Origin of the sequence: Amycolatopsis sp. NBRC 101858, from assembly GCF_030269325.1 — a bacterium.
Classification (GTDB): domain Bacteria; phylum Actinomycetota; class Actinomycetes; order Mycobacteriales; family Pseudonocardiaceae; genus Amycolatopsis; species Amycolatopsis ponsaeliensis.
Map to the genome: position 1 here is coordinate 1462974 of NZ_BSTD01000001.1, position 17685 is coordinate 1480658.

The window sequence follows — 17685 nt, forward strand, 5'->3', positions numbered from 1 at the left end:
TAGGCACGTTAGGGCCTTCCGAGCTGCGGCGGAACCCACTGAACGGTGACACCCGCCACCTCAGGCCGTAACCGCTGTACAACAAGCCGTAACCGGGGTGTTACCCGCCGGACCAGGATCGATACAGGACCCGCCTACCTTCGGCCCGTTCCCCACCACCCCGGAGGCAGGCATGACCGAGACCCTGTCGAACGCCGAAGAAAGCGCTCCGCCGAAACGCCGGTACGCCCCGCTCGCGGCCAACGAAAACCGCGAAGACTACTCACTGCGCTTCGCCGCTCATTCGTTCCGGAAATGGTCACCGTTCGTGGTCGCGACGACGGCGCTGGGCGGCATCGCCTACCTCGCCGACTTCGCGATCGGGGCCAGCATCGTCCTCTCCTACGGCTTCACGTCCGGGGTCCTCGCGATCCTCGCCGCGGCCGTCGTCATCTTCGGGACCGGCGTGCCCATCGCGGCGGCCTGCGCGAAGTCCGGAGTGGACATGGACCTGCTGACCCGCGGAGCCGGCTTCGGCTACTTCGGGTCGACGCTGACGTCGCTCGTGTACGCGAGCTTCACCGTCATCTTCTTCTCGCTCGAAGGTTCGATCATGGGCCAGGCCTTCGAGCTGGCCCTCGGCATCCCGCTGCCGATCGGCTACCTGCTCGCGACGCTGATCGTGCTGCCCTTCGCGCTCTACGGCATGGGCGCGGTCGCGAAGATGCAGACCTGGACGCAGCCGCTCTGGATCGCCGGCCTGGTGCTGCCCTTCGTCGTCGTGCTGGTCCGCGAGCCCGGCAAGTTCGCCGAGTTCACCCACTTCGGGGGTACCGAAGGGGCCGGCGCCGGGTTCTCCGCGATCGGGTTCGGCTTCGGCATGGGCGTCGCGCTGTCGCTGATCGGGCAGATCGGCGAGCAGGCCGACTACCTGCGGTTCATGCCCGAGAAGACGGCGGAGAACAAGCGGTCCTGGTGGGCCGCGGTGCTCGCCGCCGGACCCGGCTGGGTGATCCTCGGGGCCGCGAAGCAGATCGGGGGCGCGCTGCTGGCGTTCCTCGCGCTCGGCGTCGTCGGGAAGACGCACGCGCTGGAGCCGATCGCGCCGTACCTCGAAGCGGTGAAGCCCGCGCTCGGGCCGGTGGCGCTGACGTTCGCCGCGCTGTTCGTCGTCGTCTCGCAGATCAAGATCAACACGACGAACGCGTACTCCGGCTCGCTGTCGTTCGCGAACTTCTTCTCCCGCGTGCTGCACAAGCACCCCGGCCGGGTCTGGTACGTGCTGGTGAACTGCGGGATCGCGCTCGCGCTGATGGAGTTCGGCGCGTTCGGCTTCCTGAACAAGATCCTCGGCTTCTACTCGAACGTCGCGATCGCCTGGATCGGCGCGGTGTGCGCGGACCTGGTGATCGCGAAGCCGCTGGGCCTCTCGCCGAAGTACATCGAGTTCAAGCGGGCCTACCTGCACAAGATCAACCCGGTCGGGTTCGGCTCGATGCTCGTCGCTTCGACGGTTTCGATCGTGGCGTACTTCGGTGCCTTCGGGCAGTTCCTGGCCGCGTTCAGTCCGTTGCTGGCCCTGGTCATCGCGGTCGTGCTGGTGCCGCTGCTGGCCGTGGCGACCCGCGGGAAGTACTACCTGGCCCGGCCGAACACGGTCGCCGGCCCGGACTCCGACGTCGACCTGCGGGCGACGCACGCCTGCTCGGTTTGCGGCGATCCGTACGAACTGCCGGACGTCGCCGACTGCGCGAAGCAGGACGGCCCGATCTGCTCGCTGTGCTGCACGCTCGACAACAGCTGTCACGACATGTGCCAGACGACCGGCCCGGTTTCGCTGGGCTTGCCCACACCGCGCCAGGCGTAACGTCCGTGAAGGGCCCGGTACCCGCGTCCGCGGCGGGTACCGGGCCCTCACGTTCGCCGGGCGTCCCCCCGTCCCCCCGCCCGGCTTGACTCTTCCACGCCCGAGCGGTCGCCGGGGTTGCCCGGCAGTTCCAAGATCTTTTCCGGCCGCATGATGGCCGCCAGCATCATCGCGCGGAACTCCGCGCCCACCTCTTCGACCGGCAGCGGCGGGTCGTGCGCCTGCCATTCGCGCAGCAACCCGGTGCCGGCGCCGACCAGCGCGATCGCCGTCAGCCGGTAGTCCCGCACCGGTACGACGCCGTGCTCGGCGGCCCGGCTCGCCTCGGCGGCGATGAAGTTCGCCCAGCGGTCGACCCACACCTGGTGCTGCGCCTCCAGTTCGGCACTGACGCCGACCGCTTCGACGTAGGTGAGGCGCGGCATCCGCGGATCCGCGGTGACGGTCGCGATGAAGACGTCCAGCAACGTCGAGATGCGGGTGAGCGCGTCGGCGTCGGCGACCTTGTCGAGTTCGGCGGTGACGTGCGCGAGCGCCAGGCTGTTGATCTGGTCGTGAAGGGTGCGGAGCACGTCTTCCTTGCCGACGAACTCCTCGTAGAAGTTCCGCGTGGACACACCGGCGCGGGCACAGATGTCGGTGATCTTCGTGTGCCGGAAACCGGTCGAGGTGAAGAGCTCGAGACCGGCCGTGAGCAGCCGCGCACGTCGATCGGCGCGACGCTGCTCGGGTGCGACGCCGCCGTACGTGCGAGCCACCGGTTGTCTCCTCCTTCTGAGGGATTGCCAGATCCTACCGGTATGACTACTTTGTGAAAATCACGATTACCAAAGGGTTCGCCGGAGAAGCCGCAGGGGGTCTTCTCCGGCGAGCGTGGTCTTCACCGGCGAACCGTAACGAGCCGGCATGCATGGACGACCTCTCGGTGTCGATCAGCCACGAGGGGAATCCCGAATGCCTCGCACCGTGCTGCCCGCCCTGGCCGTGCTGTCGGTCTGCGCCTTCGCCGGCTGCGGCAGCGATGCGCCGCCCGACCCCCAGGCGGAGTGGACGTCAGCCATGAAGGCCGCCGGATTCACCCTGAACGCACCGCACACCTATGCCGAGATGTTCGAGTCGGCCAAGAACTTCTGCGTCGCCGGATCGGCCCTCGCGATCGCCGGACTCGCGCGGACAGCCCTGGATCCCGCGCTTGCGCGCGAAACGGCGATGCCCGCGCCGGGCAAGGATCCCGACACCGCAGCGAAGGAATACGGCAATGCCACCTGGAAGTGGGCGTGCGGCCACCTCCGGTGAGCCGATCTCGGCGAGCGCGGTCTTCACGAATCCCGGAACGGGCGCAGCGCGGTCACCGCGTCCGGCGCCAGTGACGTCGTGAGCGTTCCGCCCGCGGCCAGCGGCGTCCGCGACCACCACTCACCCGACTCCGCCGGCCGGTCCGGGCCGCCCACCACCAGGTCCGTCGCCAGCACCCGGCGGCCCGCCAGCACCGCCAAACTCGCGTCCAAAGTGGAATCGCCGATCGCCAGCGTCTGCCGCAAGACCGGCGTCGGACCCCGCGTGACGTGCGACGACGTCGTCAGCGACCCCGGGCGCTCGCCGGCCCGTCCCAGCACCAGCACCTCCCGCGTGTGCAGGTAGGCGTCAGGCGCCAGCGAAGCGCGGAATTCAGCCGTGTGCCGGGCGCGCGCCGTGATCACCGTCGGCTCCGGCAGGTACTCCAGCGAGCCGCCCTCCTCGACGACCACCGAAACCGTCGACAACGAACCCTCGCCGTGAAGACCGGGCAGAGCGAGCGTGGCCGCGACACCGGATAGACGCAGGGACGCGCCAGGACCAACGTGGACGGAAAGCAGCAAATCGTCCCCGCCCAACGGCGTCGTCGCCGAATTGACCAGGTGCACCACCGCCGCCGGACCGCGGCCACGGCGGGGGAACAGCGTCAACGGTGCCATCGACCGCAGTTCGCGCAGCACCGTGCGCGTGCCGTCGAAGCACGCCGTCAGCCGGGCGTGGGCCTTCACAGCAGCGAACGCACCCACTCGGCCACCGCCGGTGCGTCCGGGGTGTCCACAAGGGACTGCGTGATGACCGGCAGCGTCCCCCGCATCCGGTGCGCGTCTGACGTCATCACGGCCATGTCCGCGTTCACCAGGTGCGCGATGTCGATCTTGTTGATCACCAGCAGGTCCGCCGTCGTCACGCCGGGGCCACCCTTGCGCGGCACCTTGTCGCCGCCCGCGACGTCCACCACGAAGATCTGGCTGTCGGCCAGCCCGCGGCTGAACACCGCCGTCAGGTTGTCGCCGCCGCTTTCGATGATCACCAGGTCGAGGCCGGGGAACTTCTCCTCCAGCCGCTCGACGGCGTCCAGGTTCGCGGTGATGTCGTCGCGGATCGCGGTGTGCGGGCACGCCCCCGTCTGCACCGCCTCGATCCGCGCCGGGTCCAGAACGCCCGCGCGGCGCAGGAAGTCCGCGTCCTCGGTCGTGTAGATGTCGTTCGTGACGACCGCGAGGTTCACCTCGTCGCCCAGCGCGCGGCACAGCGCCGCGGTCAGCGCCGTCTTGCCCGAGCCGACCGGGCCGCCGATGCCGATCCGGTACGCGCGCCCGGCCGTCGGCGCGGCATCGTAGTGGTCAGGGTCGGCCGCCGTCGGGTCGAAGTTGACCTCGTGGACGTGCCCGTGGCCGTGGCCTTCAGCTGGCAAAGAGACGCACCTCTTCCTGGTGGTGCCGGGCGTGCGCCTCGGCGAACAGATCCAACGCGGGCGACCCCGGCGACGGCAGCGACGCCGGATCGTCCCCCGCGACGGCCGCGGCCGCTTCCGCCACCGACCGCAGGTCGAGCCGGGCCACGACGGCGTTGACGGCGAAGGGGTCCAGCCCCAGCAGCCGCACCACCGCGCCGGCCGGCCCGCTCACGGAAAGGTAGGCGACGGCCATCGCGGCGTCGTACGGCGAACCGCCCGCGACGCCGACCAGCGCGCCCAGCACCACCGGGTGGTGCGGCCGCGGAGTCTCGGCCAGCAACGCGTCCAGCACCGGAGACGGCCAAGCGATCTTCCCGGCGCGCGCGGTCCCCCGCCCTTGCGCCCGCGAGGCTTCCCGTTGCGCGAGCGACGGCGTCCGCGCGTCCAGCTCGGCATCCAAAGTGGACCAATGCCCCTTTGCGACCGAGCGAGCAGCGGCGTGTGCCGAAGCGGCGGCGAAGACCGCGGCCAGGAAACCCGTCGTCCGCAACCGTCCGGACAGGAATCCCGGCAGGTCGCGCACGGAAGTCACCAGCTTGCGGGCGACAACTTCCTCCAGCCCGCCACTGTGGACGTGCCCGCCGCCGGGGAAGCGGGAGTCCGCCAGGATCAGCGCCGAAAGGTCCATCAGAACAGGAAGTAGCGTTGGGCCATCGGCAGTTCCGTCACCGGCTGCGGCTCGATCAGCTCGCCGTCGACGTGCACCGCGAAGCTGTCGGGCTCGACGCGGACGTCCGGCGTGGCGTCGTTGAGCACCATGTCCGCTTTCGTCCGCGCGCGCGTGTTCGCCACGGCGACCAGCGGACGCGTGATGCCGAACGTCTCGCGCAGTCCACTGTCCAAAGCGGACGGCGCGACGAAGTGCAGGCTCAGCGCGGTCCCGATGTTCGCGCCGAACATCGGGCGCGCCATGACCGGCTGAGGTGTCGGGATGGATGCGTTCGCGTCGCCCATCGCCGCCCACGCCGGGAAGCCGCCCTTCAGGACGACGTGCGGCCGGACGCCGAAGAACTTCGGCTCCCACAGGACGAGGTCGGCCAGCTTGCCGACCTCGACCGAGCCGATCTCGGTCTCCATGCCGTGCGCGATGGCCGGGTTGATCGTGTACTTGGCGACATAACGACGGGCGCGCAGGTTGTCGGCCGCGCCGTCGCCGGGCAGGGCGCCGCGACGCCGCTTCATCACGTGCGCGGTCTGCCACGTCCGGATGATCACCTCGCCGATCCGGCCCATCGCCTGCGAGTCCGAGCTCATCATCGAGATGGCACCCAGGTCGTGCAGCACGTCTTCGGCGGCGATCGTCGACGGCCGGATCCGGCTCTCGGCGAACGCGAGGTCCTCGGGCACCGACGGGTTGAGGTGGTGGCAGACCACCAGCATGTCGAGGTGCTCGTCGAGCGTGTTGGCCGTGTGCGGCCGGGTCGGGTTGGTCGACGACGGCAGGATGTTCGGCAGCGAGACGACCTCGATGATGTCCGGCGCGTGCCCGCCGCCGGCCCCTTCGGTGTGGTACGCGTTGATCGAGCGCCCGCCGATGGCGTCCACAGTGGACTCCAGGAACCCCGCCTCGTTGAGCGTGTCCGTGTGGATCGCGACCTGGACGCCGGACTCGTCGGCCACGGTCAGGCAGGCGTCGATCGCCGCCGGGGTCGTACCCCAGTCCTCGTGCAGCTTGAAGCCACCCGCGCCGGCCGCCAGCTGCTCTCGCAGGGCCTCGTGCCGGACGGTGTTCCCCTTGCCCAGCAACAGGACGTTGACCGGGTAACCGTCCATGGCGGACAGCATCCGGCCGAGGTTCCACGCGCCGGGCGTGACGGTCGTGGCCTTCGTGCCCTCGCTGGGCCCGGTGCCGCCACCGACCAACGTGGTCAGCCCGGCGGCCAGCGCCGTGTCGACGAGCTGCGGGCAGATGAAGTGGACGTGGCAGTCGATGCCGCCGGCGGTGAGGATCTTGCCGTTGCCGGCCAGGACCTCCGTCGACGGCCCGATGACCAGGGCCGGGTCGACGCCGTCCATGGTGTCCGGGTTGCCCGCCTTGCCGATCCCGACGATCCGGCCGTCGCGGACGCCGACATCGGCCTTGACGATGCCCCAGTGGTCGAGGATGACGGCGCCGGTGATGATCAGGTCGGGCGCGCCTTCAGCTCGCGTCGCCGTGCCCTGGCCCATCGACTCGCGGATGACCTTGCCGCCGCCGAACAGGACCTCGTCACCGCTGCCGCCGGGCCCCATCGAGCGGTCTTCGGTGACCTCGATCAGCAGGTCGGTGTCGGCGAGCCGGATCCGGTCGCCGGTGGTCGGGCCGAACAGCTCGGCGTAGCGCTCGCGGTCGATCTGCGGCATTTCAGAACTCTCCCGAGAATTCGGACCGCAAGCCCGGAACACGACGAGTCCCGGCAAGCGGAACAAGATCGACTTCCCGCTCGACGCCGGGTTCGAACCGCACCGACGTGCCGGCCGGGACGTCGAGCCGGCGGCCGCGGGCGGCGTCGCGATCGAATTCGAGGCCGGGGTTCACCGCGGCGAAGTGGTAGTGCGAGCCGACCTGGACCGGCCGGTCGCCGAGGTTGCGCACGAGCAGGGTCACCCGCGGGCGGCCGGGGTTCAGCTCCACCGGCTCGTCGCCGGGAATGATCTCGCCTGGACGCATCGAGGTCCTCTCAGACGATCGGGTCGTGCACGGTGACGAGCTTCGTGCCGTCCGGGAAGGTGGCCTCGACCTGCACGGAGTCCACCATTTCGGGGACGCCGTCGAGCACCTGCGCCCGCGACAGCACGGTCCGGCCGCTGGCGACGAGCTCGCTGACGGTGCGCCCGTCGCGGGCCCCTTCGAGGACGTGGTCGGTGATCAGCGCGACCGCCTCGGGGTAGTTCAGCCGGACGCCGCGGTCCAGCCGCTTCCGCGCGACGTCGGCCGCCACGTGGACGAGCAGCTTGTCGCGCTCCTGCGGACTGAGGTGCATCGCTCAGGTTTATCACCCGGACCACGGGCGCGCCTGGTTCGGAAACATACCTTTAACCTGGGCTTCGTCACACTGCGTGGTGAAAATTCTCCGGTCGGACGGCCTCGGTGACTGAATCGTTCTCGTAATCGTGACCGAAACCACCGCATCTTTCGATTGCCCCCCGGCGATCGAGGGAGCAAGGTCTATCCATCCGTGCGATGGTGCGCGCTTTCCGTGCGCAATTCCGTCCGCGCGAGCACCACCACCAAGACGGGGAAGAAAGCGCACCGAAAGGTTCCGCGAAACAGTGACTACCTCCACGATCACCAAGCCACAGCCGTCCGGCGAACCCGACGACGGCTTCCGACCGGGTCTGGAGGGCGTCGTCGCCTTCCACACCGAGATCGCCGAACCCGACCGGGACGGCGGTGCGCTGCGCTACCGCGGCGTCGACATCGAGGACCTCGCCGGCAAGGTGACCTTCGGTGACGTATGGGGCCTCCTCGTGGACGGCCGGTTCGGCCACGGCCTCCCGCCCGCCGAGCCGTTCCCGCTGCCGGTGCACACCGGCGACGTCCGGGTCGACGTCCAGGCCGCGCTGGCCATGCTCGCGCCGATCTGGGGCTACCGCCCGCTGCTCGACATCACCGACGAAGAGGCCCGTGAGCAGCTGGCCCGCGCCTCGGTGATGGCGCTGTCGTACGTCGCGCAGTCGGCACGCGGCATCGGCCAGCCCGCCGTGCCGCAGACCCGCGTCGACGAGGCCCACTCGATCACCGAGCGGTTCCTCGTCCGCTGGCGCGGCGAGCCGGACCCCGCGCACGTCCGGGCGCTGGACGCCTACTGGGTGTCGGCCGCCGAGCACGGCCTGAACGCGTCGACCTTCACCGCCCGCGTCATCGCGTCGACCGGCGCCGACGTCGCGGCGGCCATGTCCGGCGCCATCGGCGCGATGTCGGGCCCGCTGCACGGCGGCGCCCCGGCGCGGGTGCTGCCGATGATCGAAGAGGTCGAGCGCACCGGTGACCCGGCCGGCCTGGTCAAGGGCATCCTCGACCGCAAGGAACGCCTGATGGGCTTCGGCCACCGCGTCTACCGGGCCGAGGACCCGCGGGCGCGCGTGCTGCGCCGCACCTGCCAGGAGCTTGGCGCCGCCCGCTACGAGGCGGCCGTCGCGCTGGAGCAGGCGGCGCTGAAGGAGCTGCGCGAGCGCCGTCCGGACCACCCGATCGAGACGAACGTCGAGTTCTGGGCCGCGGTCATCCTGGACTTCGCGCAGGTCCCGCCGCACATGATGCCGTCGATGTTCAGCTCGGCGCGCACCGCCGGCTGGGCCGCGCACATCCTGGAGCAGAAGCGGACCGGACGCCTGGTGCGGCCGTCGGCCAAGTACGTCGGCCCGGCGCCGCGCACGCCCGAGGACGTCGAAGGCTGGGAACTGGTCACCAAGCACTGACGCCGTTCACGAAACGGCCGGCGCCTTCGCGGGGCCGGCCGTTTCGTGGTTCGCGGTGGCCCCCAGCATCGCCGTGAGCTGGTCCACCAGCCAGGTGTCCAGCAGGTCGCGCGGGAGCGTGCGTTCCTGCAGCCAGCTCAGCAGGGCGCCTTCGACGACCGCCGTCCAGCAACGCAACGTGAGCGAAAGCAGCGGCGACGGCTCTTCGACGCCGAGCGCGTCCAGGATCAGGGCCACCGCGCGGTTGCGGACCTCGTCGATCGCCGCGTCCGTTTCGGACGTCGCGATCACCGACCCGCTGCGCAGCAACGCGATGTAGCCCGCGCGGTAGTGGTCGGCGACGTCGATCAGGCCGCGGACGGCCGCGCGCAGCCGCGTCTCCGGCGGGCCCTCTTCGAGGCCGGCCAGTCCGTCGATGAGCCCGTCGGTGACCGTGCGCAGCGCCTCCACCTGCAGCTCGCGCAGGCTGGAGAAGTACCGGTAGAACAACGGCCGCGACACCTCGGCGCGCGCGACGATGTCGTCCACGGTGACCAGCTCCGGCGCCCGCGAGCCGAACAGGTCGAGCGCGGCGCGGATCAGGTCGTCGCGGCGGGCCTGCGGCGACATCCGCCGCGGCCGGCTCACGGCGTCAGGTCCAGCTTGGCCGCCTGGCGCAGCAGCCCGGGCGTCAGTCGCGAAAGGACCAGCGCGACCTTGGCCTCCGGGGTGGACGGGGCGATCGCGGTGTCCTTCTCCACGGCCCGCAGGATGTCCTTCGCGACGCCTTCCGGGCCGAACCCGCGCCGGGCGTAGAGCTTCGAGCTCTGCTGCTGACGCCGTCGCTGCTCCTCTTCGGACACTCCGACGAACGTGGTCGTGTTCGTGATGTTCGTCTTCACGATGCCCGGGCACACCGCCGTGACGCCGATGTGGTGCTCGGCCAGCTCGGCCCGCAGGCAGACGCTCAACGTCAGCACGGCGGACTTCGTCGTGGCGTAGGCGGTGAGGATCTTCGACGGCAGGTAGGCGGCCGCCGACGCGAGGTTGACGATCTGGCCGCCTTCGGCGCGCTCGGCGAGCATCGGCGCGAACGCGCGGCAGCCGTGGATCACGCCCCAGAGGTTGACGTCGATGACGCGTTCCCAGTCTTCGGCGGACGTGTCGAGGAACGGGCCGGACATGCCGATCCCGGCGTTGTTGACCACGATGTCCGGGACGCCGTGGTGCTCGCGGACGTCCTCGGCGAAGCGGTGCACGGCGGCGCCGTCACTGGAGTCCACTGTGTACTCCGCGACGCCGTGGTCCTCCAGGAGCTTCAGGGTTTCCGCGGCGGCCGCCGGGTCGATGTCGGTGATGACGACGTCGGCGCCCTCGGCAGCGAACGCGAGCGCGGTGGCCCGGCCGATCCCGCTGCCGGCGCCGGTGACGACGACCAGCTTGTGCTCGAACCTCTTCGCCTCCACTCGCGACTTCTTCAGGGCCCGGCTCTCGACGCCGGTTTCGACGTACTCGATCAGCTCGGCGGCGGCGCCGGCGACCACCGCCGGCCGCGCCCGGGTCACCCAGTGCGTCCCGACGACCGGGCGGACCCGCAGGTCCGGCACCCAGCGCGCGACCTCGGTCTGCAGCGGCGTGGTGACGTAGGCGTCGCCGGTCGGGGCGAGGACCTGCACCGGGACGTCGGCGGCGCGCGGCGTGGGCCGGGACAGGCGGGTGAACATGTTGGCGCGGTAGAGCTCGAGGCCGTGGATGCCGTCGCTCTTGTCGGGCTTCGCGGCGTCGGGCTCCATGCGCTGGATCTGCGCGCCCAGCAGGCCGGTGCGCCAGAGCAGCTGCGGGACGAGCGGGATCTGGAACGCGAGGATGTACCAGGAGTGCAGGAACTGGCTCAGCGCGTTCTTGAGCCGCTTCGGCGTCGGGCGGGTCAGCTGCGCGCGGAACCAGGCGCCGACGTAGTCGAGGCTCGGGCCTGAGATCGACGTGTAGGAGGCGACCCGCCCGCGCAGGGCGTCACCGGTGACGGCGTGCCAGGTCTGGATCGAGCCCCAGTCGTGGGCGAGGAGGTGGACCTTGCCGTGCGGCTTCACCTCGTCGACGACCGCCCGGAGGTCGTCGGCCAGCTGGTCCAGCCGGTAGGACGCGCGTCCCGGCGGCTTGTCCGACTGTCCGGCCCCGCGGACGTCGTAGGTGACGACGCGGTGGTCCGCCCTCAGCTCGGCGGCCACCCCGCCCCACATCGAGCTGTTGTCGGGATAGCCGTGCACGAGCACGACCGTGGGCCCGTCTTCCCGGCCGTCGATGGTGACGGAGAGGCGGACACCGTCGCTGGCGGTCACCCACTTGTGAGACATTCTGTCATGTTAGACAACTTGTCAACAGCGTGATTCACCCGCGCGGCGGCTGGTGGCCGGATCTTGTTCATGCATCCGCCGGGTTTTTGCTTGTATGACAGCGTTTTCGTGGTTCCACGGGAAACCAAGGGGCCGCGGCTGACGACTCTGTCCACCGATCGGTGGACAGCCGGATTCAGCTGAGCGTCGCTCCCGTCGGCGGCTCCGAGCGACGAAGCTTGAGCCATGACCACAGCAGTGAGCGTGCGCGGCCTGCGCAAGCAGTACCCGGGTCACCTCGCGGTGGCCGGGCTCGACCTGGACATCGCCCAGGGGGAGGTCTTCTCCCTGCTCGGCCCGAACGGCGCCGGGAAGACCACGACAGTCGAGATCCTCGAAGGCCACCGGCAGCGGACCGCCGGCGAGGTCACCGTCCTCGGCGAGGACCCCGGCAAGGCCGGCCGCGCCTGGCGGTCGCGGATCGGGATCGTCCTGCAGACCGCGAACGACGCCGCCGAGCTGAGCGTCGCCGAAACCGTGCGGCACTTCGCGAAGTACTACCCCGACCCGCGCGACCCCGACGAGGTCATCGAGAAGGTCGGGCTCGCCGAGAAGGCCAAGGCGCGGGTCAAGTCGCTCTCCGGCGGGCAGCGGCGCCGCGTCGACGTGGCGCTCGGGATCATCGGCCGGCCCGAGCTGCTCTTCCTCGACGAGCCGACCACCGGCTTCGACCCCGAAGCGCGGCGGCACTTCTGGACGCTGATCAGCGAGCTCGCCGCCGAGGGCACGACGATCCTGCTGACCACCCACTACCTCGACGAGGCCGAAGCGCTCGCCGACCGCGTCGCGGTGATCGCGCGCGGCGAGATCGTCGCGCAGGACACGCCGCAGAACCTGGGTGGCCGCGCCGCCGCCGAGGCGACCGTGCGGTGGTCGGACGAACGCGGCGAGCACGTCGAGCGCACCTCGTACCCGACCAAGCTCGTGAACGAGCTCTCTGCTGGGGGTAGGGAGCTCGCGGGGCTGACGGTGACCCGGCCGAGCCTGGAGGACATCTACCTGGACCTGATCGGAGACAAGGCATGACCGCTGCAACACCCGGGGCTTCGCCCCAGGCCGGGGGCTCCGCCACCCGGAACCCCCGAAAAGCACCTGGCGCCCTCCCCGGCCCCCTGACACTGGGGCTAGCCCGCGGCGGTACGGAGCTGCGGCAGTTCTTCCGGCACAAGGAACAGGTGGTCTTCACCTTCTCCCTGCCCGCGGTCCTGATGATCCTGCTCGGGTCCATCCTGGACGGTCCGACGGCGCTGGCGGGCGTCACCTCCGGACAGCTGCTGGCGGCCGGCATGATCGGCTCCGGCATCGTCTCGACGTCGTTCAACAGCATCGCGACCGGCGTCTCGGCCGACCGGGAAACCGGGGCGCTCAAACGCCTTCGCGGCACGCCGATGCCGTCGTCGGCCTACTTCATCGGCAAGATGGTGCTGGTCGCGGTGTCCAGCCTGGCCCAGACCGTGCTGATGGCCGCCGTCGCCGTGCTGCTGTTCGGGCTGAAGCTGCCGTCCGAGCCCTCGAAGTGGCTGACGCTGCTGTGGGTCTTCGCGCTCGGCATCGTCTCGTGCACGCTGCTCGGGATCGCGCTCAGCTCGCTCGCGAAGTCGACCACCGGCGCGGTCGCCGTCGTGCAGATGCTGTACCTGGTGCTGCAGTTCATCTCCGGCGTGTTCGTCACGCCGATCACGAACCTGCCGAAGATCATGGTGGACATCGCGTCGTTCTTCCCGCTCAAATGGATCTGCCAGGGGTTCCGGTCGGTGTTCCTGCCGGACGGCGCGGTCGGAATGGAGATGGCTGGCTCATGGGAACTTCCGCGGGTGGCGCTGGTGCTGGGGATCTGGTGCGTGGTGGGCGCGCTGCTGGCGCGGCTGAGCTTCCGGTGGACCGACACGAAGTGAAGGACGCCTGGGACCGGTTCAACTGGCTCTGGGAGATCCTCTTCGCGGTCGCCTACCTGGCCACGACGACGCTGGTGCTGCTGGACGAGACCGATCCGGTCCGCAGCGTCGTCGCGGTCGGGGCGCTCACCGCGCTCGCGCTGACCTACCTGCTGTGGGGACGTCGGGTCGTGCGCGACGACGGGCACCTGAAGCAGCGGTGGACGCTCGCCCTGGTGGTCGTGGCGCTGGTCGCGGTCGCGATGTTCGCGAACACGACGGCCAGCTTCATCCTGTTCATGGTGTGCCCGCTGCTGTTCTCGACGCTCGAGTTCCGCCCGGCCGCGGTGCTCACCACGCTGGTGATCCTGCTGAGCCCGCTGTCGTCGATCGCCGCGGACGGGCTGCAGGGGCCGGCGCTGCACATCCTGCTGCCGATGACCGCGATCCTCGTCGTGTTCGGGATCCTGTCCGGCAAGTTCATCCTGCACGTCATCGAGGAGAGCCGGGCGCGGGCGGACCTCATCGACCGGCTCGAAGCGAGCCAGGCCGAGGTCGCCCGGCTCTCCCGCGAGGCGGGCACGGCGGCCGAGCGCGAACGGCTCGCCCGCGAGATCCACGACACGCTGGCCCAGGGCTTCACCAGCATCGTCACGCTCGCCGAGGCCATCGAGTCCGAACTGGACACCGACCCGGCGGCGGCGCGGCGGCACGTCGAGCTGGCCGCCCGTACGGCGCGGGAGAACCTGGCCGAGGCCCGCACGATGGTCGCCGCGCTGGCGCCCGCGGACCTCGCGTCCGGGTCCCTGGTGGACGCCGTCCGCCGCCAGGCCGACCGGCTCGCCGACGAGACGGGCGTGTCGGTCGAGTACGAAGTGGACGGTGTGCTCTCGGCGATCGGCATGGCGGGCGAAGTCGTCCTGCTGCGGGGCGCGCAGGAGGCGCTGAACAACGTCCGGCGCCACGCGGCCGCGTCGTCGGTGTCGGTGCGTCTGTCTGTTGTGGACGACGCGGTGCGGCTGGCCGTCCGGGACGACGGCACCGGCTTCGACCCGGACGGGGTCAGCGGCTTCGGCCTGCGCGGCATGCGGTCCCGGGCCGAGCAGGTGGGTGGCACACTGAGCGTCCGGAGTGGCCCGCGCGGCACCGAACTCACCTTGGAGGTGCCGGCTTGATCCGCATCATGCTCGTCGACGACCACCCCGTCGTCCGCGAAGGCCTCCGAGGGATGCTCGAAGCCGAGCCCGACCTGACGGTGGTCGGCGAAGCGGGCTCGGGCGACGAAGCCGTCGCGCTCGACCGCGTCGCACTGCCGGACGTCGTGCTGATGGACCTGCGGATGCCGGGTCTCGACGGCGTCGGAGCGACGAAGCGGATCCTGCGCGAGCAGCCGGGCCGGCGGATCGTGGTGCTGACGACGTACGAAACGGACGCCGACATCCTCCGCGCGGTCGAGGCGGGGGCATCGGGCTACCTGCTGAAGGACGCGTCCCGCACGGAGCTGGCGAACGCGATCCGCGCGGCGTCCCGAGGGGAGACGGTGCTCGCGCCGTCGGTGGCCGGGAAGCTGGTCAACCGGGTCCGCAACCCGGAGCCCCAGTCGTTGTCGGCGCGCGAGGTGGAAGTCCTGCGCCTGGTCGCGAAGGGCGGCACGAACGCCGACATCGGCCGGGCGCTGCACATCAGCGAGGCAACGGTGAAGACGCACCTGCTGCGGGTGTTCGGCAAGCTCGGCGTGTCCGACCGCACGGCCGCGGTGACCACGGCGATGTCCCGCAACCTGCTCGGCTGAACCGGTTTCTCCGTGCTTGGAGGGTCGACACGCGTGATCAGGAAGCCGACACGCGTGATTGAGGAGTCGACACGGCGGCAAACCGGCCCAGCGCCGTGTCGACCTTCAAATCACGCGTGTCGACCCTTCAATCACGCGTGTCGACCCTTCGCGCACGCCGCGGGTGTGAGGTCTGGCGAAGAGTCCTGCCTCGCCCGCCCCGGCGCGGCAGAATGCCCCCATGCTTGAGTCGACCGAACACGCCCTCCTCCGCCGGATCGCCCACGAACAGGCGGTCTGCCGGGCTCCCTCGCTCGTCGCCGCCGTCGTGCGGGACGGGGAGATCGTCTGGTCCGGGAGCCGCGGGCGCGTCGGCGACCGGCCGCCCGGCACCGACACCCAGTACCGGCTGGGCTCGATCACCAAGACCCTCGTCGCCACCGCCGTCATGCGGCTGCGCGACGAAGGCCTGCTCGACCTCAACGACCCGCTCGAAAAGCACGTCCCGGGCACGCCCTTCGGCACCGCCACCGTCGCCCAGCTGCTGTCGCACACCTCCGGCCTGACCTCCGAGTCCCCCGGCCTGTGGTGGGAGCGCACCCCCGGCGCCGACTGGGACGCGCTCGCCGGGAGCCTCGCCGACGGCGCGACCAAGCACCGGCCGGGCGCGAAGTTCCACTACTCGAACGTCGGCTACGGCGTGCTGGGCGAGCTCGTCTCACGCCGCCGCGGCAAGGGCTGGCTCTCCGTGCTCGACGAGGAGGTCCTCGGCCCGCTCGGGATGACCCGCACCACCCCGCACCCGGTCGGCGACCACGCGCAGGGCTTCGCCGTGCACCCCTTCGCCGACGTCCTCCTGCCGGAACCCAGCCCCGACGCCGGCGCGATGGCCCCCGCCGGGCAGCTGTGGTCCACCGCCACCGACCTCGCCCGCTGGACGGCGTTCCTCGGCGGCCACGGCGGCGGCGTCCTCGCGCCGGAGACCATCGAGCAGATGCGGATGATGGTCACCGTCGACGACACCGACGTCTGGACGACCGGCTTCGGCCTCGGCCTGATGCTCGTGCGCTACCAGGGCCGCCGCCTCGCCGGGCACACCGGCTCGATGCCCGGCTTCCTCGCCGTCACGCTGGTCGACCCGGTCGCGCAGACCGGCGCGCTCGTGCTCACGAACTCGACGTCCGGCGTCGGCATCACCCAGCTCTGCCTGGACCTGATCACGACGACCGACGAGCGGGAGCCGCGCCTGCCCACCGAGTGGCAGCCCTCGGCCGTCGACCCCGCGCTGCTCGCCCTCACCGGGCTCTGGCACTGGGGCCCGACGCCGTACCACCTGCGCATCCAGGGTGACGGGCTGCTCCTGCTGGCCCCGGCCGAAGGCGCCGGGCGCAGCTCGCGCTTCCGCGCCACCGGCCGTGACACCTACGTCGGCCTCGACGGCTACTACTCGGGCGAGACGCTCGAAGTGGGCCGCGACTCCGACGGCGTCGCCACGCACCTCGACCTCGCGACGTTCGTCTTCACCCGCACGCCGTACGACCCGGCCGCGCCGGTGCCGGGCGGCGTCGAAGGCTGGCGCTGATCCACCGGGTCCCGCTCACACCCCCAGAGCGGTGGTGAGCGGGACCCGGACGAACCCCGTTCGCCGGAAGCTACCGGCGGCGCGGGCGTCCGGGAACCGTGTTTTTACCCCCACCGCGACGGTGCCCGATGACCCCGATGGCGTAGCCGTCGCCGTCCGGAACCCCCGCCACGAGGTACTCCGAAGGCCAGCCGGCCAGCCAGAGCCGGCGCCGGTCCGCCAGCTCGGCGGCGATTTCGGGCGGCGCCACGGGCAGGTGGAACCGGATCCGCAGGTCCCCCGGCAGCACCGCCCAGCCGTCGACCGGTTCACCCGGGCGCACGTCGGACGACGCGGCCGCGACCGGTGTCCAGGAGTCGCTCGCGAGGCAGCGGGCCGGTCCGGCGAGGTCCGCCCGCCAGGCCGCGAGCGCGAGCACGGCCACGCCACCCGCCACCGGGACGAACCACGGCAGCCAGCCGCCGACCAGGACGACGGCGGCGATCTCGAGGGCGAGCACGAACGCGCCGGCCGCCCACGCCGCCGCGGTGGCGAACCACAGCCGGAGCCGCAGCTGCGCGCGCCGGGTCAGTGGCCGCTTCGGCAGCAAACGAGACAGGCCGAACACCGACCCGCCCAGGAAGATCGCCGCGAACGCGGCGGCGTTGACGACGTCGGCGCCGTGCGGCGGGTGCGCCACCAGCGCGGCCACGACCACGGCGTCCACCAGGAGCAGGCCCGCGACACCGGCCACGACGAGCCCCCGGCGGCGCGCGGGCAGGTCACCCGTGAGCCACCACGGCAGCCGCCGGACGAACACGAACACGACCGTCACGGCCAGCGCGATCGGCAGCGCGACCGTGGTCGTCGTCGTCCAACCCCCGCTCGCGACCAGGTGCACGACGGCGATCGCGCCCAGGTTCCAGAACAGCCACCACCGCGGCCGCCACGGCTCTTCCGCCTCCACCACTGCCTCCTCTTGCCGGCGGTGAAGCTACCGAGCACCCCGGGCGGGCCGACAGCGATTTTCCGGTCTCGGACCAGCGCATTTCCCACATCCCGGACACTGGCGAACCGCTATCACCAGCCGCATCCCGACCTGAGAGAC

Annotated in this window: 18 protein-coding genes; 8 read left to right on the top strand and 10 right to left on the bottom strand. The window is 71.0% G+C overall.

The genetic code is table 11. From position 1 onward, the window contains the following. Window positions 1-172 precede the first annotated feature (172 nt). Entirely contained in the window at window positions 173-1846 is a 1674-nt protein-coding gene (locus QSK39_RS06985; RefSeq protein ID WP_285476810.1) for a purine-cytosine permease family protein, read from the top strand. Window positions 1847-1893: 47 nt separating this feature from the next. Here QSK39_RS06985 and QSK39_RS06990 read toward each other — a convergent pair whose 3' ends face one another. After that, the gene (locus QSK39_RS06990) at window positions 1894-2604 is read right to left on the bottom strand and encodes a TetR/AcrR family transcriptional regulator (protein ID WP_285476811.1); all 711 of its coding nucleotides are present in this window, start codon (window positions 2602-2604) and stop codon (window positions 1894-1896) included. 196 nt (window positions 2605-2800) lie between these two features. Between QSK39_RS06990 and QSK39_RS06995 the strand changes: the two genes are divergently transcribed. Further along, window positions 2801-3142, top strand: a complete 342-nt coding sequence (locus tag QSK39_RS06995) for a hypothetical protein (RefSeq protein ID WP_285476812.1) — start codon at window positions 2801-2803, stop codon at window positions 3140-3142. Between the two features lie 23 nt (window positions 3143-3165). On the opposite strand, the gene QSK39_RS07000 is transcribed toward QSK39_RS06995, so the two are convergent. From QSK39_RS07000 to QSK39_RS07025, 6 genes are read right to left on the bottom strand one after another with little or no spacing between them, the layout of a single operon-like run. Continuing rightward, window positions 3166-3870 carry an urease accessory protein UreD gene (locus QSK39_RS07000; protein ID WP_285476813.1) on the bottom strand — a complete coding sequence of 235 codons (705 nt, stop codon included), beginning with the start codon at window positions 3868-3870 and terminating at the stop codon, window positions 3166-3168. Further along, window positions 3867-4556, bottom strand: a complete 690-nt coding sequence (gene ureG, locus QSK39_RS07005) for an urease accessory protein UreG (RefSeq protein WP_285476814.1) — start codon at window positions 4554-4556, stop codon at window positions 3867-3869. Before ureG ends, QSK39_RS07000 begins: the two co-directional genes overlap by 4 nt. Beyond that, complete coding sequence (locus tag QSK39_RS07010; RefSeq protein WP_285476815.1) at window positions 4546-5226, bottom strand: urease accessory protein UreF; 681 nt, start codon at window positions 5224-5226, stop codon at window positions 4546-4548. Before QSK39_RS07010 ends, ureG begins: the two co-directional genes overlap by 11 nt. After that, complete coding sequence (locus tag QSK39_RS07015) at window positions 5226-6941, bottom strand: urease subunit alpha (protein ID WP_285476816.1); 1716 nt, start codon at window positions 6939-6941, stop codon at window positions 5226-5228. Before QSK39_RS07015 ends, QSK39_RS07010 begins: the two co-directional genes overlap by 1 nt. Before the next feature lies 1 nt (window position 6942). Beyond that, a complete protein-coding gene (locus QSK39_RS07020; protein ID WP_285476817.1) occupies window positions 6943-7248 on the bottom strand; it encodes an urease subunit beta in 306 nt (101 codons plus the stop codon). A gap of 10 nt (window positions 7249-7258) precedes the next feature. After that, window positions 7259-7561: an urease subunit gamma gene (locus QSK39_RS07025; RefSeq protein WP_086680249.1), complete on the bottom strand. Its 303-nt coding sequence runs from the start codon at window positions 7559-7561 to the stop codon at window positions 7259-7261. 289 nt (window positions 7562-7850) lie between these two features. Here QSK39_RS07025 and QSK39_RS07030 point away from each other — a divergent pair, with 289 nt between their 5' ends. Then, window positions 7851-8999 (top strand): citrate synthase 2, encoded by a 1149-nt coding sequence (locus QSK39_RS07030; protein WP_285476818.1) that lies wholly within the window; start codon window positions 7851-7853, stop codon window positions 8997-8999. A gap of 6 nt (window positions 9000-9005) precedes the next feature. Here QSK39_RS07030 and QSK39_RS07035 read toward each other — a convergent pair whose 3' ends face one another. Together QSK39_RS07035 and QSK39_RS07040 are read right to left on the bottom strand one after the other, a co-directional pair. Beyond that, window positions 9006-9608, bottom strand: coding sequence for a TetR/AcrR family transcriptional regulator (locus QSK39_RS07035; protein ID WP_285477955.1), 603 nt, complete (start codon window positions 9606-9608; stop codon window positions 9006-9008). 14 nt (window positions 9609-9622) lie between these two features. Next, entirely contained in the window at window positions 9623-11317 is a 1695-nt protein-coding gene (locus tag QSK39_RS07040) for an SDR family oxidoreductase (protein WP_285477956.1), read from the bottom strand. 240 nt (window positions 11318-11557) lie between these two features. Here QSK39_RS07040 and QSK39_RS07045 point away from each other — a divergent pair, with 240 nt between their 5' ends. The 5 genes from QSK39_RS07045 (at window position 11558) to QSK39_RS07065 (ending at window position 16598) form a co-directional block, all read left to right on the top strand. Continuing rightward, window positions 11558-12397, top strand: a complete 840-nt coding sequence (locus QSK39_RS07045; protein WP_285476819.1) for an ABC transporter ATP-binding protein — start codon at window positions 11558-11560, stop codon at window positions 12395-12397. After that, window positions 12394-13266, top strand: coding sequence for an ABC transporter permease (locus QSK39_RS07050; RefSeq protein WP_502873247.1), 873 nt, complete (start codon window positions 12394-12396; stop codon window positions 13264-13266). Before QSK39_RS07045 ends, QSK39_RS07050 begins: the two co-directional genes overlap by 4 nt. After that, window positions 13263-14420: a sensor histidine kinase gene (locus QSK39_RS07055; RefSeq protein ID WP_285477959.1), complete on the top strand. Its 1158-nt coding sequence runs from the start codon at window positions 13263-13265 to the stop codon at window positions 14418-14420. The genes QSK39_RS07050 and QSK39_RS07055 overlap by 4 nt, the downstream gene beginning before the upstream one ends. Continuing rightward, a complete protein-coding gene (locus QSK39_RS07060; RefSeq protein WP_284742981.1) occupies window positions 14417-15037 on the top strand; it encodes a response regulator transcription factor in 621 nt (206 codons plus the stop codon). Before QSK39_RS07055 ends, QSK39_RS07060 begins: the two co-directional genes overlap by 4 nt. A gap of 220 nt (window positions 15038-15257) precedes the next feature. Beyond that, on the top strand, window positions 15258-16598 hold the full coding sequence (locus QSK39_RS07065; RefSeq protein ID WP_285476820.1) for a serine hydrolase domain-containing protein: 1341 nt from the start codon (window positions 15258-15260) through the stop codon (window positions 16596-16598). A gap of 70 nt (window positions 16599-16668) precedes the next feature. On the opposite strand, the gene QSK39_RS07070 is transcribed toward QSK39_RS07065, so the two are convergent. Beyond that, on the bottom strand, window positions 16669-17544 hold the full coding sequence (locus QSK39_RS07070; RefSeq protein WP_285476821.1) for a hypothetical protein: 876 nt from the start codon (window positions 17542-17544) through the stop codon (window positions 16669-16671). Window positions 17545-17685 lie beyond the last annotated feature (141 nt).